This is a genomic window from Bacteroidota bacterium (assembly GCA_016715425.1).
In the GTDB taxonomy this organism is placed as follows: Bacteria; Bacteroidota; Bacteroidia; order Chitinophagales; family BACL12; genus JADKAC01.
In genome coordinates this window covers 547,046-573,728 of the sequence record JADKAC010000002.1, presented here as the reverse complement: position 1 = coordinate 573,728, position 26,683 = coordinate 547,046, and the positions used below count along the sequence as shown (strand labels likewise).

The 26,683-nt window shown below is 35.2% G+C and carries 22 protein-coding genes; 11 read left to right on the top strand and 11 right to left on the bottom strand.

Annotation, left to right across the window (positions count from 1 at the left end; translation table 11 throughout):
• Positions 1–333: 333 nt before the first annotated feature.
• The 5 genes from lptB to IPN31_04275 form a co-directional block, all read right to left on the bottom strand.
• A complete protein-coding gene (gene lptB / locus IPN31_04295; GenBank protein MBK8681122.1) occupies positions 334–1,083 on the bottom strand; it encodes an LPS export ABC transporter ATP-binding protein in 750 nt (249 codons plus the stop codon).
• 1 nt (position 1,084) lies between these two features.
• On the bottom strand, positions 1,085–2,791 hold the full coding sequence (gene recJ, locus IPN31_04290) for a single-stranded-DNA-specific exonuclease RecJ (protein ID MBK8681121.1): 1,707 nt from the start codon (positions 2,789–2,791) through the stop codon (positions 1,085–1,087).
• Positions 2,792–2,796: 5 nt separating this feature from the next.
• On the bottom strand, positions 2,797–4,440 hold the full coding sequence (locus IPN31_04285) for a S8 family peptidase (protein ID MBK8681120.1): 1,644 nt from the start codon (positions 4,438–4,440) through the stop codon (positions 2,797–2,799).
• Between the two features lie 41 nt (positions 4,441–4,481).
• A complete protein-coding gene (locus IPN31_04280; GenBank protein MBK8681119.1) occupies positions 4,482–5,114 on the bottom strand; it encodes a DUF5011 domain-containing protein in 633 nt (210 codons plus the stop codon).
• A gap of 66 nt (positions 5,115–5,180) precedes the next feature.
• Positions 5,181–5,837 (bottom strand): DUF5011 domain-containing protein, encoded by a 657-nt coding sequence (locus IPN31_04275; GenBank protein ID MBK8681118.1) that lies wholly within the window; start codon positions 5,835–5,837, stop codon positions 5,181–5,183.
• Positions 5,838–5,934: 97 nt separating this feature from the next.
• Here IPN31_04275 and IPN31_04270 point away from each other — a divergent pair, with 97 nt between their 5' ends.
• Positions 5,935–6,330 carry a hypothetical protein gene (locus IPN31_04270; GenBank protein ID MBK8681117.1) on the top strand — a complete coding sequence of 132 codons (396 nt, stop codon included), beginning with the start codon at positions 5,935–5,937 and terminating at the stop codon, positions 6,328–6,330.
• Between the two features lie 50 nt (positions 6,331–6,380).
• Here the strand turns inward: IPN31_04270 and IPN31_04265 are convergent, their stop codons facing one another.
• On the bottom strand, positions 6,381–7,727 hold the full coding sequence (locus IPN31_04265; GenBank protein MBK8681116.1) for an FAD-dependent monooxygenase: 1,347 nt from the start codon (positions 7,725–7,727) through the stop codon (positions 6,381–6,383).
• A gap of 152 nt (positions 7,728–7,879) precedes the next feature.
• Here IPN31_04265 and IPN31_04260 point away from each other — a divergent pair, with 152 nt between their 5' ends.
• Positions 7,880–8,464 (top strand): diheme cytochrome c-553, encoded by a 585-nt coding sequence (locus tag IPN31_04260; protein ID MBK8681115.1) that lies wholly within the window; start codon positions 7,880–7,882, stop codon positions 8,462–8,464.
• Between the two features lie 55 nt (positions 8,465–8,519).
• Positions 8,520–9,071: a DinB family protein gene (locus IPN31_04255; GenBank protein MBK8681114.1), complete on the top strand. Its 552-nt coding sequence runs from the start codon at positions 8,520–8,522 to the stop codon at positions 9,069–9,071.
• 7 nt (positions 9,072–9,078) lie between these two features.
• Here the strand turns inward: IPN31_04255 and kynU are convergent, their stop codons facing one another.
• Both kynU and IPN31_04245 read right to left on the bottom strand, forming a co-directional pair.
• Positions 9,079–10,350, bottom strand: a complete 1,272-nt coding sequence (gene kynU, locus IPN31_04250) for a kynureninase (protein MBK8681113.1) — start codon at positions 10,348–10,350, stop codon at positions 9,079–9,081.
• 92 nt (positions 10,351–10,442) lie between these two features.
• Complete coding sequence (locus tag IPN31_04245; protein MBK8681112.1) at positions 10,443–13,571, bottom strand: T9SS type A sorting domain-containing protein; 3,129 nt, start codon at positions 13,569–13,571, stop codon at positions 10,443–10,445.
• Positions 13,572–13,687: 116 nt separating this feature from the next.
• On the opposite strand from IPN31_04245, the gene IPN31_04240 reads away from it, so the two are divergent.
• Positions 13,688–15,868, top strand: coding sequence for an AAA family ATPase (locus tag IPN31_04240; protein ID MBK8681111.1), 2,181 nt, complete (start codon positions 13,688–13,690; stop codon positions 15,866–15,868).
• Here IPN31_04240 and IPN31_04235 read toward each other — a convergent pair.
• Both IPN31_04235 and IPN31_04230 read right to left on the bottom strand, forming a co-directional pair.
• Entirely contained in the window at positions 15,861–16,877 is a 1,017-nt protein-coding gene (locus IPN31_04235; GenBank protein MBK8681110.1) for an amidohydrolase, read from the bottom strand. The two genes, IPN31_04240 and IPN31_04235, sit on opposite strands and share 8 nt — an antisense overlap.
• A gap of 67 nt (positions 16,878–16,944) precedes the next feature.
• Complete coding sequence (locus IPN31_04230) at positions 16,945–17,463, bottom strand: 3-hydroxyanthranilate 3,4-dioxygenase (GenBank protein ID MBK8681109.1); 519 nt, start codon at positions 17,461–17,463, stop codon at positions 16,945–16,947.
• 76 nt (positions 17,464–17,539) lie between these two features.
• Here IPN31_04230 and IPN31_04225 point away from each other — a divergent pair, with 76 nt between their 5' ends.
• Positions 17,540–18,331 (top strand): SDR family oxidoreductase, encoded by a 792-nt coding sequence (locus tag IPN31_04225; protein ID MBK8681108.1) that lies wholly within the window; start codon positions 17,540–17,542, stop codon positions 18,329–18,331.
• Between the two features lie 6 nt (positions 18,332–18,337).
• Here the strand turns inward: IPN31_04225 and IPN31_04220 are convergent, their stop codons facing one another.
• A complete protein-coding gene (locus IPN31_04220; GenBank protein ID MBK8681107.1) occupies positions 18,338–18,847 on the bottom strand; it encodes a peptidylprolyl isomerase in 510 nt (169 codons plus the stop codon).
• 199 nt (positions 18,848–19,046) lie between these two features.
• On the opposite strand from IPN31_04220, the gene IPN31_04215 reads away from it, so the two are divergent.
• From IPN31_04215 to IPN31_04190, 6 genes are all read left to right on the top strand, one after another.
• Entirely contained in the window at positions 19,047–21,008 is a 1,962-nt protein-coding gene (locus IPN31_04215) for a peptidylprolyl isomerase (protein ID MBK8681106.1), read from the top strand.
• 112 nt (positions 21,009–21,120) lie between these two features.
• A complete protein-coding gene (locus IPN31_04210) occupies positions 21,121–21,879 on the top strand; it encodes a hypothetical protein (GenBank protein ID MBK8681105.1) in 759 nt (252 codons plus the stop codon).
• A 1-nt stretch (position 21,880) separates the two neighbouring features.
• A complete protein-coding gene (locus tag IPN31_04205; GenBank protein ID MBK8681104.1) occupies positions 21,881–23,245 on the top strand; it encodes a peptidylprolyl isomerase in 1,365 nt (454 codons plus the stop codon).
• 54 nt (positions 23,246–23,299) lie between these two features.
• Positions 23,300–24,265, top strand: coding sequence for an AAA family ATPase (locus tag IPN31_04200; GenBank protein ID MBK8681103.1), 966 nt, complete (start codon positions 23,300–23,302; stop codon positions 24,263–24,265).
• A 105-nt stretch (positions 24,266–24,370) separates the two neighbouring features.
• Positions 24,371–26,266, top strand: a complete 1,896-nt coding sequence (locus tag IPN31_04195) for an amidophosphoribosyltransferase (GenBank protein ID MBK8681102.1) — start codon at positions 24,371–24,373, stop codon at positions 26,264–26,266.
• Positions 26,267–26,422: 156 nt separating this feature from the next.
• A complete protein-coding gene (locus IPN31_04190; GenBank protein ID MBK8681101.1) occupies positions 26,423–26,674 on the top strand; it encodes a hypothetical protein in 252 nt (83 codons plus the stop codon).
• Positions 26,675–26,683: the final 9 nt, after the last annotated feature.

The following is a 26,683-nucleotide window of genomic DNA, read 5'->3' as shown; positions in this document are numbered from 1 at the left end:
TAATCAATCAGATTGTAAATTCAAGAGCCCAGATTGTGTGTTCAATTGTTCAGATTGAATATTCGATAGTCCAAATTGAATATTCAATGACCCAAATCGAGTGTTCGATAGCCCAGATTGAGTATTGAATTGTCCAGATTGCGTGTTCAATAGCCCAAATTGAATGTTCGATAACCCAGATTGCATATTCAATAGCACAAATCGAGTGTTGAACTGTCAAGGAGGCGGATTGAGCTGTCAAGGAGGCGTGTTTTTGGGGTTTTTAAAGGCAAAATAAGAGCGCTGAAAACTGGTGAAACGCAATCGGGGCTTATATTACAACAAAATTTTATTCTATTCCCCCTTCACTCCAACCACTTTCTTTCTCAGTTCAAAATTTTGACCGAGATATACTTTGCGCACTTGCGGATCGGCGGCTAATTCTTCGGCTGTTCCTTTTAATAATATTTTACCATCAAATAATAAATAGGAATGATCTGTAATGGAAAGTGTTTCTTGCACATTATGATCGGTTATTAATACACCGATATTTTTGAATTTTAATGTCTCTACAATTTTCTGAATATCTTCAACAGCTATCGGATCAATTCCTGCAAATGGTTCATCCAATAAAATAAATTTCGGATCTGTTGCCAATGCTCTTGCTATTTCTGTTCTTCTTCTTTCACCTCCGGATAATACATCGCCATTGCTTTTGCGCACATGATTTAATCCGAATTCACCAAGCAATACTTCTAACTTTTCTTTTTGTTCTTTCTTCGTCAACTTCGTCATTTCCAAAACAGCAGCAACATTATTTTCAACCGACATTTTTCTAAACACAGAAGCTTCTTGAGGTAAATATCCGATACCGAGTTGGGCACGTTTGTACATCGGTAATCGTGTAATGTTTTTATCATCTAAAAACACATTGCCGCCGGCAGATTTTATGAGTCCAACCATCATATAAAATGTGGTTGTTTTACCTGCACCATTTGGACCAAGCAAACCGACAATTTCACCTTGTTGTACTTGTAGGGAAACATCGTTTACAACTACACGAGTCTTATATCTTTTTATTAAATGTTCGGCACGTAAAATCATATTAGGCTTCGTTGAATTTTATTTCTTTCACATTTAATTGCAGTGTGGTGTTATTATTAAAAACATTTTCTTCTATGGTATAACACAAATTAAAAATAGTATTCTGAGAAATCTTTTCATACAAGTCTCCCATTTGCCACGCAATAGCATCAGCAGCAAATTTTCTATTATCTTTTATTCCCAATTTTAAATGACCATTACCCACAGGTTTTGTGCGACCATTACTCATTACATTTTTGGTCATAAAAACAGGATACATATTTCCGGGACCAAAAGGAGCTAATTGTTTTAGAATATTAAAAAATGCAGGAGATATATCACCGAGATTTATTTCTGCATCAATTTCTATTTGCGGAATTAATTGTTCGGGTAAAATACTTTTACTTACTACTTGCTCAAATTTATTTTGAAATGCTTCTAAATTTTCGGGCTTCAAAGTAACACCTGCCGCATACATATGTCCACCGAATTGCTCCAACAAATCACTACACTCTCTTATCGCTTCATAAATATCAAATCCTTTTACTGAACGAGCAGAACCGGTTAGCATATTATTGGAATGCGTTAATAAAATTGTAGGCCGATAATAATTTTCTAATACACGGGAAGCCACAATTCCAACTACACCTTTATGCCATGTATCGCTGCATAATACAGTGGATTTTTTATCGGGAGTTGCAGGATCATTTGCCAACATCGCCAATGCTTCTAAAGTAATTTGTTTATCAATTTCTTTGCGATTATTATTATGTTCCTGCAATCCATCTGCATTATCTTTTGCATCAATTTCTTCTTGCGATAACAACATGCGCACCGCTTCTTTTGCATCATCCAATCTGCCGGCGGCATTAATGCGGGGACCAAGTCCGAACACAATACTTGAAATAGAAACAGGTGCTGCAACACCACTTACTTGCATCAATGCTTTTATTCCGGGACGAGGATTTGAATTGAGAATTTCCATTCCATAAAAAGCAAGAACACGATTCTCATCAATGATTGGAACAATATCAGAAGCAATACTTATTACGACAAGATCGAGCAAATTAAACACTTCTGATTCGGGAATTCCGTGCGTGGATGCAAAAGCTTGAGCAAGTTTAAAACCAATACCGCAACCACTTAATTCTTTACATGGATAATTACAGTTGGGTTGATGTGGATCGAGCACAGCATACGCAGCAGGAATTTTTTCGCCGGGTAAATGGTGATCGCAAATAATAAAATCTATGTGCAGTGAATTTGCATAATCCATTTTATCATTTGATTTGATACCACAGTCTAAAGCAATTACAAGAGTGCAATTATTTTCTTTTGCATAATCAATTCCTTTGAAAGAAATACCGTAACCTTCTTTATAGCGATCGGGAATATAAAAATCAATATTGGGATAAAATGAGTGAAGAAAAGTGTACATCAATGCTACCGAAGTAGTGCCATCCACATCATAATCACCATACACTAAAATCTTTTCATTATTGCTGATTGCACGTTCGATACGATGCACGGCTTTATCCATATTCAACATTAAAAATGGATTGTGCAAATCACTTAATTCAGGCCGGAAAAATGATTTTGCTTTATCATAAGTATCAATACCACGTTGCACTAATAATTTACAAAGTACAGGGTGAATATGTAATTGATTCTGCAATTGATTAACTGCTGCTTCCTCTGTCGGCTTTACTACCCATCTCTTCTGCAGCATATATTTTAATGTTGAATGATAAATGATTTATTTGCAATTGTGTTTCCTGAATTATCTGTAAGTAATAATTGATAAATTCCATCAGGAAAATTTGCAACAGGAATTTGCAAAGTATTAATATTTGTTGTACTGATTTTTTGAATCAATTGTCCCTGCATATTATAAATTGCAATTGTAGAATTATTATTTAAAACTGCATTTGTATTTAATTGCAGATATGTATTTGCAGGAATTGGAAAAAGTTGAAATTGATTATTTTGAATGATGGTATTTATATTCACCATGCAATCACTATCCATTAATGCAAGCAAAGCATTATTTACATTTAATCTGCCATTAGTAACTGTTATACCATTTAGATCAGGAATAAAATCTGTGGTAGTCATAAAATAATTTTTTAATTGCAATGCAATAGTTTGCGGATCATTTTTATACGCTTGAATAAATCCTTCGCAAGGCGCAGACATTAATAATGCAACAGCCCCAGCAATATGAGGAGCAGCCATAGAAGTACCACTTTGATAATTATAAGCATTGCCAACAATAGTGGAAAAAATTAAAGAACCTGGCGCACCCATATCAATAGATATTTCTCCATAACCCGAACTTGATTTTTCATCATTTTTATTTAGAAGATTTGTTGTTATTAAAAAATCACTGGGACAAGCAGTTGGCATATCGCCAAGCACATCCACATTCACATTTGAATTAATTGTTGCAGCAGCATTTAAAATTCCAAGTCTGCCAAGTGAATCATACATAGCACACCAGATAGGATAATCTTCAGGCAATTGATAATCAATTCCAAAAGAAGAATTGGTAACTACAACAAAAGCACCTTTCTCTCCATTTGTTTCATCATATAATTTACGTTGGTCAAAAACATACGCATACGCTTCTAATGCATTTGATTCATACACTGCCAGACCAATGGATACTGCCATAATTTTTACATCCCAATTTACACCAGTTACACCAAAACCGTTATTTCCTTTTGCACCTGCAATTCCACTCACATGTGTTCCATGAAGATACTCGTCTAACACATCAGTTTCAGTAAGTACATTCCAACCATTAAAATCATCAATGTAACCATTGCCATCATCATCAATTCCGTTGGATGGAATTTCATTATAGTTTTTCCAGAAATTTAAATCCAGATGATTGATATCAAACCCATCATCTATTACTGCAATAACAATAGAATCACCTAATGCAGTTAAACCTCCGGTTGTAATATCCCATGCTTCATCCGCATCAATATCTGCATCTGCAATTCCACCTGTTGTTCCATCATTATAAAAATTCCATTGCAATGGAAAAGAAAGATCATTGGGTATAGTACTTCGCATTTGTAATGTATGATCAAATTCTACCTGCAAGACATCGCTATTGCGAAAGAATAAATTTTTTGTATTTATTGGATTATAAATAAGCGTATCAAATTCTATCAACCATAAATGCATTGATTTAGAAACAGGTTTTATTATTTGAAATGCAATTCCCTGTTTTAAAAAATCATTTTGCAAATTCTCAATAGTAGAATTTGAAGTTAATTGTACAATGAGTCTGTTTTGAATTGTGCTTTGTGAGAAGGCCACTGCATTTGCAAACAAGAAGATACTAATAATTAAAAATTTATATTTCATATTCACTTTAAAGTTAGTGAAATAACCCTGTGCCTGATTATTTATTGCTTAATCCAGATGGATGAACATACTTCAGTTTTGACGCTATCTGTAATACTATAATTCCAAAACAGTGTGTCTGCATTGGTACTCATAATTGCATTGCCAATAAATGTTACAGATGCTTTAGCGGTATCCATCAAAATTATTTCATTATACTGACCGGATAATGTCAAAGTAAAAATTGCTGATAAACCAAAGTTGGAAATATTAGCAACGGTAACTGCATTTTGCGGGCAATCACAATCCTGAATTAATCCGGTATAAATAAAATTTCCTGAGCTACAAGAGTCAAACGCCGAATAGGTAAGGTGATAATAATTTTCTTTATTCAAAATAATATCTACATCTCTGGATGCAGTTCCGGTATTTCCATTTTCATCTTCTACTGAATAAGTAATTGTGTAAGTGCCATAAGTATTTATATCAACCGGATTATTTACAACTACATTTTTTTCCAAATCACTGCTTTTATTATCTGCAACAGAAAATCCCGGATCAATATATGGTACGTTTAAGTAGTGTAAAATTGTATCTGTATTTAATGTAATAACAGGTGCTTGTGTATCTGGTCTCTTACATGCAGATGAAAGAAAAAACAATAAGGCTAAACTTGAAATATAAAACTTGCTCATCTCAGCAAATGTATAAAATAAAAAAACCCGCCAATGAGGCGGGTCTAATTTAAAAATTGTTTAAGATTATAATCTATTGTAGGTTGCATCACAATTAAGTGAAGAAGAACCGTCAGAAGCTACATAATCAATGTTCATTTTCATTGTGGTAATAGTACCTTCAGTTAAAGTACCAGTTCCTGTAAAAGTGGCACCGCCAGTAGTATAATTTACAACTAATACATCTCCTAAATCACCACTGATTGTAGTTAATACATTAACAGTAGTTCCGTAACCACCGAAGTTGTTAATTAAAATCTCGTCAGATCCACTGCCGGGACTGATAGAAGTATCGTAAGTGTAAGTTCCACCATCAGAACATGTTTCAGAAACACTGTATGTTCCGGTATAGCTTGTTTTAACAGCAGCTACCCATACATCACGAGTTTCAGTTCCTGTATTTCCAGCTTTGTCGGTTACAGAGTAAAGTACATCATACTTACCAATCATATCAGTATTAACATCAGATTCATCAGATGTTACAGAAAGAGTCAAGTCACCGTCTTCATTATCTGTGGCAGTGAAGCCGGGCTCAACATAAGTACCACCTAATACAACAGTCATAGGACTATCACCATCAAGTGTAATCACGGGGGAGGTAAGATCATCGTCACCACATCCGGTTAAAACAATAGCACCAGCACCAACAATAAGTGCCGCTGTAAACAATTTAGTAATTTTCATAACGTTTTTTGATTTAAAATTTAGGTAAAAATAATTTGAGTTTTTTAAATATCGTACCTTTGTAGTCAAATATTGTTCCAACATAAAATTAAAAGCAATGAAAATTAGAAATTTAGTAATCATTTTTACGATCGGCCTAATGGCTGCATCCTGCACCGATAAGGCTGCACAAGAAGAAAACGAAAAATTAAGAGCCGATATGATGGCTGCTGACAGTATTTGTACTGCCGATAAGCAAATGTTATTAGACTCTATTAACGCCATTCAATTGAGATTAGACAGCATTATGATGCCACCAAATACTACAGGTGGTAAATCTACATCCTCTACAAAAACTACAACAACAACTACCACAACAGATAAAGGTGGTGTGGATGTAAATAAAAAAGAAGGTGCTAATCAAACTATTGATGTAAATAAGAAAACAGGCGCCAACGAGAAAGTGGATGTAAACAAGAAAACGGGTGCAACCAAAACAGGGGATGATAAATAATCCATTGTTTTAAAAATCATAACCGCTGTGTATTATGCATAGCGGTTTTTTTATGCTTTTACGATTAACTTATTTGCAATCTCATCTAAATATTCCTTATCCCATTTTTCCTCAATCTGTGGCATATTCATTATTTCCGATAACACATTTGCTTGCCGGGTATATTCTTTTAGTGCATCCGCATACGGAAGTTGTGTGAAGCTGACCATACTATATACCGGGATAAATTTATCCGGATGGAGTTGACCAATCTTTGCAGAAATTTTTCTTTTAAATAAAAATTCAGGGTCAGCAACCAGATCACGCATTTCAATAAAATTAAGTCGTGCGAGATCTGCAATAGCATCCGCATTTGGTTTACGGCTTTGCTGAAATTTCTCAATAATTATATTCCAATCTTTCTCACCGGAATCCAATAAGTCATTTAGAATAGTACAATCTTCAAAACCACAATTCATTCCTTGTCCGTAAAACGGAACCACTGCATGGGCAGCATCGCCAATAAGTAAATTATTGCCAACTATCCATGGAAAGCATTTCACTGTTACTAATGAGCCTGTTGGATTTGTAAAAAAATCATTTACTAAATCCGGCATGATAGGCAAAGTATCAGGGAAGTATTTTATAAAATAATTGCGTAAAGAATTCTCATCAACAATTGTTTCAAAACTTTCCGGTCCTTTTGTCGGAGCAAATAAGGTTACTGTAAAACTTCCATCTAAGTTTGGCAGTGCTATCATCATAAAACTTTTTCTCGGCCAAATATGCAATGCGTTTTTTTCAATTAAAAATTCACCTGCTTTACTTCCCGAGGGAATACTTAATTCTTTATAACTATGTGCTTCATAAAGTTGACTGTAATTAAACCCTTCAGTTTTCATCATACTATTGCGAACCATACTGAATGCGCCATCAGAACCAATAATTAAATCTGAATTGTGTTGATACTCTTTTCTGCTTGAATCATCTTGCATTAGTGCGGTATTTCCAAATGGATTTATTTCTAACACTCTTTGATTAAAATGAATGGGTACACCTAATTTTTCCGCCGCATTTATCAATACAATATTTAATCCTCCACGAGAAACAGAATTAATAAATTCTCCTTCTTTGCCATACGGTTGATAAGTGAGTTTACCTTCAATACTATGCATCATTCGCCCGGGCATAGGTATTGCAAGTTTGCGCACTTCCTCCTCCAATCCCACACCTGCCAACGCCTTCCAACCTCTATCACTGATTGCTAAATTAATGGATCGGCCTCCGGCGGTTCCCGCTAACCGCATATCGGATCTGCGTTCAAATATTTCAACTGCATATCCTTTGCGCTTCAAATAAATACTGAGTAATGATCCAACTAAACCTGCACCCATTATTGCAATTGTCTTTACTTCCATGTTATAGTTTTTTATTATTGAACTACCGCAAATTTAGAATTAATAAAAAAGGAGAAGGAGACTAAAAGTGGCTCTAAAAAAAATATAATTTAACTAAAATATTTTTCCGATATCCTTAGCTTCGATAATTCTTTTTACCTAAAACCTAACTAATGAATTACAAAATCTATGGCTTAATTGCAATTATAGCAATTGCAATTGTAGCATGTCAACCGACAACAAAGGACTCAAAGAATGTAGAACTCACAGAAATGTCTCAGGATGAAATGGCTGTCAAAGGCAAGTATCTTGTTTCCATTTTGGATTGTAACATTTGCCACACGCCAAAAATTTTTACTCCTGACGGCCCTGTTCCTGATACTTCAAAAACATTATCGGGACATCCTGCCGATTTTCCTGAGGCTCCTTTTGATCAAGCAACAGTGGGTGCTTATACTTTGGCAAACGCACATTTCAGTTCTTGGAAGGGTGCCTTTGGAACATCTTATGCCGCAAACCTGACACCTGATTCAACAGGTTTGGCAAGATGGACAGAAGAAAATTTTATCAATGCAATTCGTAAAGGCAAGCACTTGGGAATGGATCAACAACGCCCCATTATGCCACCGATGCCCTGGCAGGCATATAGGAATTTGCCTGATGAAGATCTGAAAGCAATTTGGGCTTATCTGCAATCGTTGCCACCAATTAAAAATGCAGTTCCGGTTTATATGCCACCGGTACAAAGCAAGATGTAAAACAAAAATGAGGAGATTGTCTCCCCAAACTTTAATTTTATATAAAATTTTATTTATGCAACAACTTGAAGAACTAAAAACCGTAATTGATTCTGTTTCGCTTGAAGTAAAAAATACCTTCAGCAATTTATCTTCAGAACAATTAAATAGAAAGCCATCTCCTGAATCATGGAGTATCGGGCAAGTATTAGATCACATGATTGTAATTAATGAATCCTATCATATTGTTGTGCAAAATGTGCGCAATGGTTTTTATAAAGCAGGTTGGCTAGGCAACAGAAAAATGATAACTGATTTTTGGTTTAATATGATTTATAAATCTATTCATCCGGATAACCGCAAAAAATCAAAAACTCAAACAATTTGGGAGCCATCAGAAAGTGATGTGGATGCAGATATAGTAAAACAATTTTTAGATCAACAAGAGCGATTGAAGAAATTAATGGATGATAGTAATGATCTTGTTCTTAGTAATACTGTTATTCATTCACCCGCAGCAAAACTTATTACTTATACAATTGGAGATGCATTTAAAATAATTGCTGCCCACGAACAACGACATTTAATTCAGGCAAAAGAAGTGTTGAAAAAAATATTACAGAATTAATATTTTTCTATTTATTCAACAGTTGAACAAATTGCCATACATCTTCAAAAGTATTATACATAGGAACAGGTGCTACACGAATTACATTTGGTTGTCGCCAATCTGCAATCACTCCTTGCTCAGATAATTTGTCGAATAATTGTTTACCATTATTTCCTGTAAGCAAGGATAATTGACATCCTCGTTCACTGGAATTTGCAGGGGTAATAATTTGTAAATGTTGAATGTTATTATGCTGAATTAAATATTCCAAATATCCTGTAAGCATCAAACTTTTTTTACGCAATGCATCCATACCTGCAGTATCAAATAATTCTAATGAAGCACGATGAATTGCCATCGGAAATATTTGCGCATTGCTTTGTTGCCAACCTGCAGCACCGGGTTGAGGAATAAATTTTTTTATCATTTTAAATCGAGTGTCTTCTGCATTGCCCCACCATCCTGCAAAGCGGGGTAAATCAACATTATTGCAATGACGTTCGTGCACAAAAATTCCACTTACACCGCCGGGTCCGGAGTTTAAATATTTATAAGAACACCAACATGCAAAGTCAACATTCCAATCATGTAATTGTAAGGGTACATTACCGGCCGCATGTGCTAAATCAAATCCTGCAACAGCCCCCGCTTTATGTGCAGCATCGGTAATCATTTTCATATCGAATAGTTGACCTGTATAATAATTTACACCGCCAATTAATACCAATGCAAGTGAATCTTTATTTGCATCAATTAACGCAATAATATCTTCAGTACGAATTGTATTTTCTCCCTGTCTGGGTTTTGCTTCTATTATTGCATCATCGGGATTGTATCCATGAAAACGCACTTGCATTTCCGCTGCATATTGATCAGAGGGAAATGCCATGTGTTCCATTATAATTTTATTCCGCTGTTTTGTCGGGCGATAAAAAGAAACCATCAACAAATTCAAATTCACAGTCAGCGAATTCATCACCACCACTTCTAAAGGAGAAGCACCAACTAATCTTGCAACAGGCTGTTCTAAAAAATGATGATAATACAACCATGGACTTTTTGCATGTACATGTCCTTCCACTCCCAGATTTTTCCAATCGGTTAATTCGCTATCAATAAATTCTTTTACTTTTTTTGGTTGCAATCCCAAAGAGTTGCCGCATAAATAAATTGCTTGTTTGCCATTTATCTCCGGTATATGAAATTGATTGCGATATGTATTTAAACTATCATTGAGATCGAGTGACTTCGCATATTCAATGCTATTATGATAATCTGCAGCAGTATTGTGTAACATGTTATAAAGGTAAAGAGTAAATTTTGGTGTAATAAAAAAAGCAGCGGTAAAATTTTATTCACGCTGCTTTTTCTAATATATTATTCGAGATGTTATTCTATTACAAGATTTGTTTTGTATTCAGTATTTCCTGAAATTAATTTCAACACATACATACCTGCCGATAAGCTTTTGCAATCCATTTCTATTGTACGATCTCCAGCACTCAACCATCCGCTGTAAACTAATAATACTTCTTTACCTGAAATATCAAATACAGTAATTGAACAATCTCCCGGTGTCAAAACTGAGTAGTGAATTACCGTTTTGTCTTTAGCCGGATTTGGAAATACGGAGATTAATTCGGAATCAATATTATCCACAGAAGTTTGTAGTGTATTGAAAGTTTCATCTGCAGAATAGCCGGAAGTAATTTCAATAGGAGAAGTTAAACATACACTCTGTACACTCCATTCATATTCTGTATTAATTGTTAAACCAGAAACAACTTTCGAATTAGTGGATGATGTTAGTCCAAGCCAAGTACCACCAACTTCTCTGTATCGGATATCATAAGATTCAGCACAATACATTTCATTCCAATTTAGAGTTACAGAAACATCAGCAAGTTCACTTACTGTTAAGCCTGTTGGTGTTTTACATCCTATTGAAATATTAAATGCATTATCATTTCCGGTTAATGCATAATCAGAACTGTTTACACGAATTCTGTACAAACTACCTTCCACTGCATCAACAGGAATTATGCAAGTAATTACACCAGTTGCTGCCGTGCCTGCCAAAGTTCCGATTACAACAGGTGAAGAAAAACTGCCGCTTGCATCTGATAATTCTGCAGTAAAAATATTGGATGGATTAAATGTGATTGTAGAAGTATAACTTACATCGACACTTTCATAATTACAATATTGTGTAGCTGGGACTATTGTATTTATAACCGGACCTTCTGCAAGATCACTCTGCCAAATTCCACGACCATAAGTAGCTGCAACTATTTTGTTTGAAGTATAATTTATTTCCAATTCATGTATCATCACATTGGGCAATCCGGTTTGAAATAAAACCCAGTCGCTTATAAAATCATCTTTATAAAATACTCCGAAATCTGTTCCGATATATACTCTGTTCGGACTATTATTTTCATACACAATTGTATTCACCGGAACATTTGGAAGTGTGCCTGAAATATTTGTCCATGAGGTTCCTGCATCTTCAGAATAGTATACTTTCTCTCCATCGGCATATCCGCTTAATGCAACATAAACTTTTTCTTCATCCAAATTATTTACAGCAATATAATTTATACCAATGGTGCCCACAGGTAATGTGCTTGTTATATCCGACCAAGCATCGCCTGCATTTGTAGAAATTTTTAAAACATTTAATGAGGCCGCATACACATAATCAGAATTGGATGGAGCTACTGCAAGAGCAAACGCATAATTACCTAATGCAGCCGGTTTTGCTGACCATGAATTTCCGGCATTTGTTGTTTTATAAACACTGCCCAAGGCACCATAATATAAAATCGAACTATTGTTTGGATCCATCACATAAGGTGTTACCCATCCGCCATAAGTTGGCGCTACATAAGTCCAACTTGACCCTCCATTATAGGTTCTATAAATATCACCGTATTGATGCGATAAATACATGGTATCCGGATTTGTAGGATGGATAATTGCTTCCATTCCATCCCAAGTACTCAAGTCCACTTCTTCCCAACTTGTACCATCAAAAAGATTTGTTCCGTTATCTTGCCAACCACTAATTACTCGAGTAGGATCGGCTGCACATAATCCAATTCTATACACTTGTGCAATACGTAATCCATTACTTAAATCTGTCCAGTTACCGCCTTTATCAAATGAAATAAATAAGCCACCATCATTGCCGCTGTAAATAATATTTTCATCTGTAGGATGACAAGCAAAAGCATGATTATCTGCATGCACATAAGATGAGCTTCCGGGTGAATCCCAATTAGATTTTTTTGTCCAACTGCTGGCGCCATTTGTTGTGCTTGCAATTTCAAGTCCGCCGGCAAATATTAAATTTCCATTTACATCCGATACTGCAAATGCATTATCGTAATATCCGTAAAAGTAAGTTTTTGAGGAAGGTGATGTTACACTTGTCCAATTATCTCCACCATCAACTGATTTATAAAAATAGGTTGACCAATTACCTGTAAGCAAATAAATTAAATCTGGATCTGCATCAGTTGTTTCTATAGACATTCTATCACCTGCTGACCCTATATTATTTTCAAATAAACTCCATGTCGCACCGGCATCTGTACTTTTATATACATCCTGATCACCCACCGCATACATAATATCAGCATCACCAGAATTAATAGCCAAATCATGAAAATGTGTATTTTCAACTAAATTCCATGTTGTTCCACCATCACTTGTGCGAAATAATCCGTTGCGAGTTGCTGCCAATAAAATATCCGGATCATCAGGATAAATAATTAAACGTTGCACAATTTCCATTTCCTCTTGCAAGTAAGATAAACCAGTTGGTTCCCAAGTGAAACCACCGTCAGTACTTTTCATTACACCTGCACTATATAATCCACCCCAAAAATCATTATCCGTTTGCCATGTTGCTTCATATCCATAACCATCACCGGTAGCGATATAAATAATATTGGTATTAATTGGATCTATAGCAATATCAGCAATACTTGTTACAGGAATTCCATCAGTTAATGGCAGCCATGTTGCACCTGCATCCGGCGATTTCCAAACGCCTCCGCCGGCAGTACCAATAAAAATAATATCCGGATTAGAAGGATCTAATTGAACTACATTTATTCTTCCTACACCACCACCGTCCGAAGGTACTTCATCAGTACCAAAAGGCTCCCAACCTGCGGATCTTGTTCCATTATTTATTGGTGGATGTGCAAGTGTGTACTCATGCCATTCACGGGCAGCAGTTGCAGGGTCAGGTAATCTTCCTTCTGCATCCAAACGAGTTTGCATTAAATAATACCAACGCATAAATTTTGTGCGCATACCATCCATTTCATTTTCTGTTTGATCCAACAGTGGTTCTTTTTCTTCCTGAGATTCAAGCCAAGAATCAAAATGTGTTTTGATATCTTCAAGTTTTGGCGAGTTACGCATTACAGGCCATGGTTTCACTTGACTGAATGCATTAGTTTGAATCAGCAAACAGGCGATGAGTAATGTGTAAAAAGTTTTCATAGATATAATTTTAATTAAAAATACATCTATTTTTTTGGGTATCAATTTTTGAATCAATAAAAAAAATGAAAATGTATTTTAGAATTTCTGTTAGAGAATTGTAACTTCAACTTTCCATGGAGCCTGATATCTACAACGAAAATTTTAAGCTTGCTGCCGACCTTGTAAATTTTACTTCACAAAATATTTTTCTTACAGGAAAAGCAGGAACCGGTAAAACCACTTTTTTAAAACATATTCGCAATACTTCTTTAAAAAACATGGCGGTTGTTGCACCTACAGGAGTTGCTGCAATTAATGCCGGCGGTGTTACAATGCATTCTTTTTTTCTGTTGCCATTCGAGCCATTTCTTCCAGTCCGTGGCGGATGGGATGCAGGTTACGCAAATCAATCCAACTTGTTTAGTAAAGTGAGATTGAGCAAAGCCAAACGTGAAGTGATGGAGCAGTTGGAATTATTAATTATTGATGAGATCAGTATGGTGCGTTGCGATAAATTAGATGCGACGGATGCAATACTTCGCTATGTAAGAAAAAGTAATTTACCATTTGGTGGAGTGCAAATGGTTTTTATTGGTGATATGTTTCAATTGCCTCCGGTAACTAAAGATGATGAATGGGCAATGCTGAAAAATCATTATGAAAGTCCGTTTTTCTTTCATTCAAAAGTAGTGCGACAATTTCCTCCACTGCATATCGAATTGAAAAAAATATATCGGCAAAAGGAACAGCAATTTATAGACTTGCTAAATAATATCCGCAACAATACAATGGAGCAAAATGATTTTGAAATTTTGCAAAGCAGATATAATCCGAATTTTAAACCGGGAAAGGAAGAAAATTATATTACCATCTCCACACATAATTATAAGGCGGATGCTATTAATGATATTGAATTGCAAAAATTACCCGGCAAAGCTTATACATACACAGGAAAAGTGGAGGGTGAATTCAATGAAAATAATTATCCCACGGATTTGCATCTCACTTTAAAAGAGAATGCACAAGTAATGTTTATTAAAAATGATTCGGGTGAGGATAGAAAATATTACAATGGAAAATTAGCCCGAATAAAAGAATTATCTAATGACAGCATTACCGTAATTACTAATGAAGATAATTTTGAAATAGAATTAGAAATTGAAGAATGGGAAAATGTAAAATACAATTTCAATAAAGAAAAAAATATATTGGAAGAGGAATTGATCGGCAAGTTCCAACAGTTTCCAATTCGGTTAGCATGGGCAATTACAATTCATAAAAGTCAGGGACTCACTTTCGATAAAGTAATTATAGATGCAGGTCAATCGTTTGCAGCCGGGCAAGTGTATGTTGCGTTAAGTCGTTGCACTACTTTAGATGGTATGGTGTTGCTCTCATCTATTCGCAGCAATGTTATTAATACCGACGAACGCATTCTTAATTTTTCTGGAAATGTAGATAAGGAACATCATCTGCATTCTGTTTTGGATTTGGAAAAAAATAAGTATATGTCGGAGCAATTAATAAAAGCATTCGACTATCAAAAAATTATTGATGAATTAACAGAATATGTAACTCTGATTCCTGAAAAAAATATTCCGGATAAATTAGAAACCTATACACTTGCAAAAACTTTATTGGATGCAGCAAATGCACAAGGGGAAATTGCCCGTAAATTCAAAGAGAAATTACCTGCATTGATTGCAGATTATCAGAAATTTCAAAGCACTGCATTTGAACAGAAAGTGCGCAGTGGTGTGCAATGGTTTGCGCAGTCATTAACTGATGAAATTATTCAACCGCTGTTTGATCATTACAATGCACTCTCGTATGCAAGCAAAGTAAAAACGTATAGAAAAGAAGTTGCTGAACTTGTAAAAACATTACAAGGACAATTAAAAAAAATATTACAGGCAAGGTATGGTGATTTATTATTTGCAGATGTAAATGCGTATGAAAAGTTTATTCCGAAAGAAAATAAAGTAGTAGATGTAAAAAAATCAAAACCTGCCAAAGGCGACAGTAAAAAAGAAAGTCTGCAATTATATAATGAAGGTTTAAGTTTAGAAGAAATTGCAAAAATGCGCAATCTTGCAGTAAGCACTATCGAAGGTCATCTTGCGGATTTTGTGCTGACAGGTGAAGTAGATATTTATAAATTACTTACTGAAAGTCAAGTAAAAGAATTATTGGAGATTTTGGAAATGCCCGGAGTAAACTCTGCATCCGATGTGCGCAATAAAGGTGGAAGTAGTTTTAATTACAGTCAAATAAAAGCAGTGATAAATTATAAGGAGAAAAATAAACCTAAATAAATTTTTCTTTGTGTAATCCCAACCATTCTAATGCAGTGCCGTGTAATAATCTTTCTTTAACAGCATCACTCAACGACATACTTTCAATTAATTTTCCGGGATGATGTTCACCTAATGGAAACGGATAATCACTTCCCAAAGCCAATTGATTTTCTCCAAACAATTCAATTAAATATTGCAGCATCATCGGATCGTGTACTAATGTATCGAGATAAAATTTTTGCAGATAATTTCTTGGATTTATTTTATTATCGACCGCAACTAAATCAGGACGTACATTAAATCCATGTTCTATTCTTCCGATTGTAGAAGGGAAACTTCCACCACCATGTGCAAAGGCTACTTTCAAATTTGGCAATCGCTGAAATACACCACCGAAAATCATTGAGCAAATTGCCAAAGAAGTTTCCGCAGGCATACCCACTAACCATGGCAACCAATATTGTTTCATTTTATCTGTGCCCATCATATCCCAGGGATGCACAAAAATTGCCATCTGCATTTTTTCAGCAGCTTCAAAAAAAGAAAATAATTCAGGTGCATTCAGATTCCAATCATTCACATGACTGCCGATTTCAATGCCCGGTAAATGCAATTCATTTTTACAGCGCTCCATTTCTTGAATTGCTAATTGTGGATCTTGCATTGGCAAAGTGCCTAAGCCGATAAATCGTTGCGGATTTCTTGATACTACTTCTGCAATAAAATCATTTTGATAACGGCTGGTTTCCATTGCATGTTCTGCCTTACCCCAATAATGAAACATCACAGGAATTGCACTCAACACTTGTACATTTACTTGTGTTGCATCGCAATCCTGAATGCGCACAGCACCATCCCAACAATTGCTTTCTATTTCACGAAAAAATTTATCACCTTGCATCATCTTCGCACAACCCGGACAGTGATGATCTAAATGTATATAGCGATTATCAAAAAACTTCTCACTCCATTTTGGTAAATGCTCGGGAATTATATGCGTATGAATATCAATTTTAAACACAACAATGTATTCTTTAATAAATAAAAAAAATAGATAATGGTAAAATACGTATTTGCTTTTTTAGCAATTAGAATTATTTCGGTGGCTCCATTATATAGCCACAGCTATTGCAAGTGCGCAATTGTGCATTGCTGTAAAACTGATTCATAATTTCCGGCAATTGTGTAACAATATTATCTAACGGAAAAAATTCTTCATGTAATTTATTATTACACTTTTCGCAGAACCACATGCATGCATCCAACTCATCATCTTTGCGATAGCGTTCAATTACTAATCCAACAGTATTAGGACCACGACGTGGTTGATGAGGAACTCTTGGAGGTAATAAAAACATTTCACCTTCTTTGATAGGAATTGTTTTGGAAACGCCGTTTTCTACAATCCCTACTTCGATATCTCCTTCCAACTGATAAAATAATTCTTCGCCTTCTTCATAATGATAATCTTTTCTACTGTTAGGCCCACCAACAATCATTACGATATAATCATCATTTTTTAAATACACTTGTTTATTGCCCACAGGAGGTTTCAACAGATGTCTGTTTTCTTCAATCCATTTCTTCAAATTAAGAGGTGCTGCTACTGACATAATTTTTTATTTTTGAACGGTATAAATTTAAAGAATTCTATTGCAATCAATTCTTTTCAATTAAATAATACGATATATGGACTTGAACTTACACAATAAAAACGCAATGGTTTGCGGCAGCACACAGGGAATTGGATTGGCAATAGCAGAAGAGCTGGCAAGTGCAGGAGCACAACTCATTTTAGTTGCCCGCAATGAAGCTAAACTTCAGGAAGTTATTTCCACATTACCTGCAAAATATGGGCAAACACATCAATATATCACTGCGGATTTTAATTCACCCGGTGATCTTAAAGTAGCAGTAAAATTATTTTTAGATAAATATGCAGCGCCCATTCATATATTGGTTAATAATACCGGAGGCCCTGCATCAGGTCCGATTACGGCGGCACATGAAGAAGAATTTCGCATTGCTTTTAATGCTCATCTTATTTGCAATCATATTCTTGCCACTGCATTAATTCCCGGCATGCGTGAAAGTGGTTATGGCAGAATAATAAATATTATTTCCACTTCGGTGAAACAAGCCTTACCAAATCTTGGTGTTTCCAATACCATTCGTGCTGCGGTTGGAAATTGGGCAAAAACAATGGCGAATGAATTGGGTAAGGATGGAATCACAGTAAATAATGTGTTGCCCGGTGCCACTAAAACTGTGAGGTTGGAATCCATTATTAAAATCAAAGCGGAAAAAACCGGTAACAAAGAAGATAAAATAAGTAAAGAAATGTTGCACGAAATTCCACTTGGGCGATTTGCTGAAGCGGCGGATATAGCAAATGCAGTTGCATTTTTGTCTTCTCCTGCTGCAGCCTATATCACCGGTATCAATTTACCGGTGGATGGAGGCCGCACTTCTTGTCTGTAATTTTTATTAATGATGGTGATGACCATCCGGACCATGCACATGGCCGTGTTGAATTTCTTCTTCAGTAGCTTCACGTACATCAAGAATTTCACCACTAAAAAACAGGTTCTGTCCTGCTAATGGATGATTAAAATCCAGCAATACTTCTGCATCACCAATATCTGAAATACGGGCACGCACTAACTGACCTTCATTATCACGAAGATTCACAAAAGAATTTACCACTAACAAATCTTCAGCGAGTTTACCATCAATCATAAAAATATCCTTAGGTACATGCTGCACTGCAGTTTCATCCATTTCTCCATAAGCATTGCTTGCAATAATGCCGAATTCGAATTTTTGTCCTGCTGTTTTTTCGGCCAAATTTTCTTCAAATTCAGGTAATAAACTTCCTGCACCAAACAAGAATACAAAAGGACTCTTGTCGTCAACAGTTTCTATCATTTCACCTTTTGCATCATCCTTTTGCAATTTGTAAGTGAGTATAACTACTTTGTTTTTTTCTATTTTCATTCTCATTTAATTGAAACACAAAGGTAAGAAATCGTATAAGGATTGCCGATTAGCTGCTAATCTTTTGAGAATATAGATGCTTGATTTCACTATAATAAATCTTCCTAAAGGGTGTTAAATATGGATTTTCATAAGGTTTGCATTGAAAAAATTATAGCTTTGCATTCTCTTTTTAAAAAGCAATAAAATTTATAGAAGAATGAAAAAGTGGATATCAGGAATAATTGTATTAGTAATTTTTCAATCAATAGCTATTGTATCATTCAGCCAGACAAATGGTGGAGATGCAGTTCTGTTCACAGTTGGCGGAACACCTGTTACAAAATCAGAGTTCGTTTATATTTATACAAAGAATAATCTGAATAAGAAAAATGATTTTTCTCAGGAATCATTAGAGGAATATCTGGATTTGTATATCAATTATAAATTGAAAGTGAAGGAAGCAGATGCTGAGCAAATTGATACCATGTTGAGCGTGCGTACCGAATTGGATAAATATGGTGATCAATTAATTAAATCCAATTTTGATAAAGAAGTTTTGGATGTAGAGGTACAGAAGATTTATAAGCGCATGGAAACAGAAAGATTGGTTTATCATATCATGTCTGCCTTTCCTGCGAATCCAACTCCGGCAGATACTTTAAAATCATATCAAACTATAATTGACGCACAAGCAAGATTAAATAAAGGCGAAGATTTTTCGAAAGTAGCCTCTGCACTTACAAGCGATGTGAATGGCCGCACAAATGGTGGTCGTGTAGGTTGGATAACAGGATTTAGTATTCCTGATATGAATTTTGAAGATGCAGCATACAATACAAAGGTTGGGGGGATATCGCCAATCATTCGTTCTAAATACGGATATCATATTTTAAATGTAAGAGAAGAAAGACCTTCTTCCGGAGAAATAAAAGTAGAGCATTTATTAATGCGTATTAAAGCGAATGCAACTGCACAAGATAGTGCAATGGTGAAAGCAAAAATTGACAGTATTGCTGCCGTAATTAAATCAGGAGAAGTGACTTTTGAAGATATGGTACAACAATACAGTGATGATACGAATACTAAAACGAAGAACGGAGAACTGGATTGGTTTGGTGTTGGAAAAATGACTGCACCATTTGAAGATGCTGCTTTCAGTATTAAAAATGTTGGAGATGTTTCTCAGCCGGTATTAACTTCTTTTGGATGGCATTTGATTAAATTAATTGACAAACGTGGTCTTGCACCTTATGAAGATATGCAAGCAGATATAAAATCACGTATCGAACGCACTGCACAGTACCGAGATATCCGTTCTAATTATATTGCGATGGTGAAGAAGGAAAATAATTTTATTGAATTTCCTGCAAACAAATCGGCTGTGTTAGCAATGTTGGACACTACATTTCTTTCTGGTACATGGAAGCCTGTAAAACTATCTGCAATGACTCAACCGGTATTTACTATTGGTACTTTAGTTTATACGCAGGCAGAACTTGCTTCTTATCTGGAATTAAAACAAAAGACATTAAAGGATAATGATATTGAAACTAAATTCAATAAGATTTATAATATCGCCGAAGAAAATGTTTTGATAGAATATCAATTGGGAAAAGATGATCCTGACTTCAAAAGATTAATGCAGGAATATCGTGCAGGCATTCCCTTGTTTGAATTAACAAATCAAAAAGTATGGTTAGCCGCTGCAAAAGATAGTGCAGGTTTAGAGGCATATTACGAACAACACAAAAATGAATACATGTGGGACGAGCGTGTAGATGCTACAATTTATGAAAGCAATAATGATACAATTGCAACAGCAGTGCGCAAGATGTTGAAGAAGAAAAAATCTGATGATGATATACTTGCAGCCTTTAATACAGATTCTACTTCTCAAGTGATTATCGAAAATAATTTATTCCTTGCCGGACAAGATTCCAATGTGGATCAGCTGAATAAAAAGATAGGCATTGGTGAAAATATTTTAAATAGTGATGGTACTATCACATTTGTAAAAGTGATTAAAGTAGTGCCACCAACACCAAAGACATTGAAAGAAGCAAGAGGCTATGTAATATCCGGATATCAGGATGAATTGGAAAAGAAATGGTTAGGTGATCTGAGAGCAAAGTATCCGGTTCAGGTTAATCAGGAAGTGTTTAATTCGCTTATAAAATAAATGTATCATCCGCAGTTTTCGTATCATAATTTTTATATGTCTTGTAACTGCAATCGCCGCATGTAACACAAAAACAGCTGAACAAAAATCTGAAGAAGAACCACTTGCCCGTGTGTATGATAAATTTCTGTATCCTTCGGAAGTGAAAGGGTTGTTAGGTGAAAATATTTCTCCGGAGGACAGTGCCCAATTCGTAAACTCTTATATTGATAATTGGATTCAGCAAAATATTATTTTGAAAATTGCAGAGGATAACTTGCAACAGGAATTGCCCAATATTAATCGTCAGGCAATAGAATATAAAGAGTCGCTGTTAATTTATGCGTATGAGAAATATTGGTTAACTCAAAATCTGGATACCATTATTAAATCCGATAGTCTGCAAGCATATTACAATAGTCATCTGCAGGATTTTATTTTACAAACTGATATTTATAAACTTTCGTATGCAGTAATTCCCATCGCCAATTCAAAATATGATTCACTGTATTTTTGGTTTAATAAAGATATTGCAAAGTATAGAAATGAACTGGAATCTTTTTGTTTGGTAAATTGCAGTAATTATGTTTTTGAAAGTCAGCAATGGATGAACTCTGAAACATTATTCAATATTCTTCCTGCAAGTATTTATGCAGATGAAAATATGCGCAGCACGAAAACTATTGAAAGTAAAGATGAGAAAAATCGTTACTTAGTAAAAGTGCATACATTTATGAAAGCAGGAGAACAGGCACCCTTTGAATATGTGCAGGAAGACATTCGCAGGATAATGATTAACAGTAAAAAAATCGCATTGTTAAAACGCAATTATCAGAAAATAGTTACCGAAGCGTTACGTATTAACAATGCAGAGATTTATAAAAATGAATAAAATGCCAATCAAAAAATTATTACTCAGTTGTATTGTGTTGTTATCATTTACCGGTGTATTTGCGCAGCCTTTAATCGCCGATAAAATAATTGCACAGGTTGGAGAAAAAATAATTCTGCGCTCAGAAGTAGAAACAATTTATCTACAAGAATCTTCTAATGGTGCTGAATTGCCTCCGGATGTGCGTTGCTATATTATTAAAGAATTAATCACTCAACAATTATTGATTTTACAAGCAGCAAAAGATAGTGTAGTTGTTACCGATGATGAAGTGGAATATGAATTAGACAGAAGGTTGCGCTATTACGAATCACTGTTTGGCTCCAGAGAAAAAATGGAGGAATTCTACGGTAAATCATTTATGGAAATGAAGGATGAATTCCGTGGAGATATCAGAGACATTTTATTATCTGATAGAATGAAAGCGCAAGTAACAGGAGATATTACTGTTTCGCCATCGGAAGTAAAAGCATTTTTTAATAGCATACCAAAAGATTCATTGCCTTACTTTAATGCAGAGGTAGAATTTTCTCATATCGTTATTATGCCGCAGGCAACGGGGGAACAAAAAGAATATGCAAAACAAAAAGCAGAAGAATTGCGACAGCGTCTTATAAATGGTGAAGATTTTTCAGTGCTGGCTTCTATTTATTCTGAAGATCCAGGCTCAAAAGAAGATGGCGGTTATTTAGGGTGTGTTAGTAGAGGAACATATGTTCCGGAATTTGATGCGGCTGCATTTAAATTAAAACCGGGTGAAATTTCCGAAGTAGTACAAACACAATTCGGTTATCATATTATAAAATTAGAAGAAAGACAAGGTGATAAAATTTGTTTACGGCATATTTTAATTACACCACCAATTACAAATTCCAATTACACAATTGCTTCAAAAAAATTAGATAGCATTCGTTCAATTATTATGGCTGGAAATATTTCTTTTCGTGATGCGGCCTCAAAGTTTAGTATGGATGATAATACAAAACGCAATGGAGGAGAAGTATTGAATTCTCAATCAGGATCTACTTATTTTGAAATTGATCAATTGGATCCGGATGTATATTATGCTATAGAAAAATTGAAACCGGGTGAAATATCAGAAGCAATTTCTTTTACTGATTATCAGGGGAAAAAAGGAGTGCGATTTATTTTACTCAACAGTCAAAGTCCACCACATCAGGCAAACCTTACTGATGATTATTATCGCTTGCAAACTGCCGCTAAAAATGAAAAGCAACAAACACTTATTAATGATTGGGTATTGCGCAAAGTGAAAGATGTGTATCTGAGTGTAGATTCTTCATTTGACGGATGTACTGAAATTAATGAACTTGTACAGCGTTCTGTGGAAATGGGAAGTAAATAATATTTTTATAACTGAGTAATGATTTTAATAATCTTAATTTTTTGAAAACATAACATGAAAGAATTTAATAACGATGTAGAGGCGATAGATGCATTAGCCGCAGATTATAACAGATTGCGCAATGAAATTGGTAAAACAATTATTGGTCAGGATGAAGTAGTAAAATATGTGTTGCTTTCTGTGTTTAGCGATGGACATAGTTTATTAGTGGGTGTTCCCGGTTTGGCAAAAACACTATTGATAAAAACTATTGCCGATGTATTGGATTTAAGTTTCAAACGCATTCAGTTTACTCCCGACCTAATGCCGTCGGATATTACAGGAACAGAAATTTTAGATGAACATCGCAACTTTAAATTTTTAAGAGGACCTGTGTTTGCAAATATTATTCTTGCGGATGAAATAAATCGTACGCCACCAAAAACACAAGCATCATTATTAGAAGCGATGCAGGAAAAAAATGTAACTGTTGGTGGTATGCTGCATCCACTTGATTTACCATTCTTTGTTTTAGCAACTCAGAACCCGATTGAACAAGAAGGTACTTATCCATTACCCGAAGCGCAACTCGATCGCTTCATGTTTAATATCACTTTAGATTACCCTTCAGTAAAAGAAGAAATGCAAGTGGTGAAAAGCACAACCACAGATGCAAAAATTACCATGCAAAAAATTATCGGTAAATCAGAAATAATTGCTTACCAACATTTAATTCGCAGAATGCCGATTGCTGATAATGTGTTGGAATACGCAGTAAATCTTGCAACAAAAACTCGACCTGCAACTGCGCAGGCACATGCAAGCGCAACCGAATATTTAAGTTGGGGTGCAGGCCCAAGAGCTTCACAATATTTAGTGCTGGGAGCAAAAAGCCATGCAGCTATCACCGGTAAATATTCTCCTGATATGGAAGATGTGCGGGCTGTTGCCTTACCTATTCTGCGTCATCGTGTGGTGAAAAATTATAAAGCAGAAGCAGAAGGTATTGGTGTGGATGATATAATCAAAGGTTTGTTGTAATACAAACAATTCAACAGTAACCCTTCCTTTTCTAATGCCTACCTTTGGGCACTAATTACTGCAATAAGTAATTAATAAAATTCAACGCAACAAACTGTAAATGTCTTGAGCGATTTTATTACACATGAATGCGGCATCGCACTTATTCGACTCCGCAAACCCTTAGAATATTACCGTGAAAAATACGGCTCCACTTTATATGGCTTAAATAAGTTGTATCTGCTAATGGAGAAACAACATAACCGTGGACAGGATGGAGCAGGTGTGGCTACATTAAAATTAAATACACCGCCGGGACAAAAATATATTGACATGTATAAGTCGCCGGCAGTGAATGCAATTAAAGATGTGTTCGATAATATTTTTTCGCATATCCGTGAAAAAAAAGCAGCCAATCCTGAACATGCAAAAGATATTGATTGGCTAAAAGAAAATGTGCAATATACCGGCGAATTAATGATGGGGCATTTACGCTATGGTACACACGGACATAACAGTATGTTTAGTGTGCATCCGTTTATTCGTGAGAACAATTGGATGACAAGAAATCTTGTGCTTGCCGGCAATTTTAATATGGTAAACAATACGGATTTATTTCAACAATTGGTTGCCATTGGTCAGCATCCAAAAGAACATACGGATACAATTACGGTGTTGGAAAAAATCGGACATTTTTTAGATACGGAAGTGCAATTGTTATTCGAACAATACAAAAATTATCACGACAATAAAACGATAACAGAATTAATTGCAAACGATTTGGATGTAAGTCGTGTATTGAGTCGTGCAGCAAAAGATTTTGAAGGCGGTTATTCAATCATCGGTATGCTTGGACATGGTGATGCATTTTTATTGCGTGATCCAAATGGTATTCGTCCGGCGTATTGGTATGCAGATGATGAAGTAGTAGTTTGTGCAAGTGAGCGTCCTGCAATCATGACTGTGTTTGATGTTGCATTTGAAGATGTGAAAGAAGTGCAACCCGGCCATGCACTCGTTATTAAAAAGAATGGTAAGGTCAGTGAAGTATATTGTCGCAAACCATTGGAAAGAAAAAGTTGCAGCTTCGAACGCATTTATTTTTCAAGAGGAAATGATAAAGAGATTTATCAGGAAAGAAAAATGTTGGGAAAATTATTAACGCCCGATGTTTTAAAAGCGGTGGATTACGATTTAGAGAATACCGTATTTTCTTTTATTCCTAACACAGCAGAAACTGCTTTTTATGGTTTAATAAAAGGTGTGGATGATTATCTGAATGATTATAAATTAAAAAAAATTCGTGAAGCGGGAGATGATTTAGAAACACAGAAAAAAATTCTTGCCTTGCGCACACGAGTGGAAAAACTTGCATTGAAAGATGTGAAGATGCGCACGTTTATTACCAATGATGATGATCGTGGAGATATGGTAAGTCATGTATATGATATCACTTATGGCCAAGTGAAAGATGGAGTAGATACGATTGTTTTAATTGATGATAGTATTGTGCGTGGCACCACATTAAAGAAAAGTATTATTGCAATACTCGATAGATTGCTGCCTAAAAAAATTGTGATTGTTTCTTCTGCTCCGCAAATTCGTTATCCCGATTGTTACGGAATTGATATGAGTAAAATGGGTGACTTTGTTGCCTTCCGTGCAATGGTGGAATTATTGGAAGACAATGGTAAAGAAAGCATGTTGCAGGAAGTATATGAAGAGTGTAAAAAGCAACTTAATTTACCTGCGGATAAAATGCAGAATGCCGTAAAAAAATTGTACGATCAATTTCCTTATGAAGCCATTTCAAAAAAAGTAAGTGAGATTGTAAAATCAAAAAACATTCGTGCTGAAGTAGAAGTAATTTATCAAACAGTAGATAAACTGCATGAAGCAATTCCAAATCATCCCGGCGATTGGTATTTCACCGGCAACTATCCAACCCCGGGAGGCAATCGTGTTGTGAATCGTGCCTTTATGAATTTTATGGAAGGCAAGGATGTAAGAGCGTATGATTGATTTTTTTGTAGAACTGTAGAATTGTTTATTGTGTAATCGTCGAATCGGGGAACTGTGTAATCGAAAAAAAATGGCAATGACGGAAGGTGAGAAATAAGTATTCAGAGAACAGGTAAGTATGAAAACCACTTTTATTATTTTAATTACTTTTGAAAAATGGATTCAAAACAAACAGCGCAACTTTATAAATCTTTAACCGAAGCATTAGATAAAATAAAAGCTGCTTTCCCGGAAAATTTTAAAGAAAAACTGCAACCATTTATGGAAGCAATTGAAAGTGAAAATGATAAAACCGGCAAAGGTATTATTCTCACTACTGTTGAACTTGTAGAAAAATCTAAAAATAAAGGCACCGTTATCGGATTAATGGCTGCATGCAAATTATTGTTGGTAGAAGAAGAGGAATAATTTTTTGAA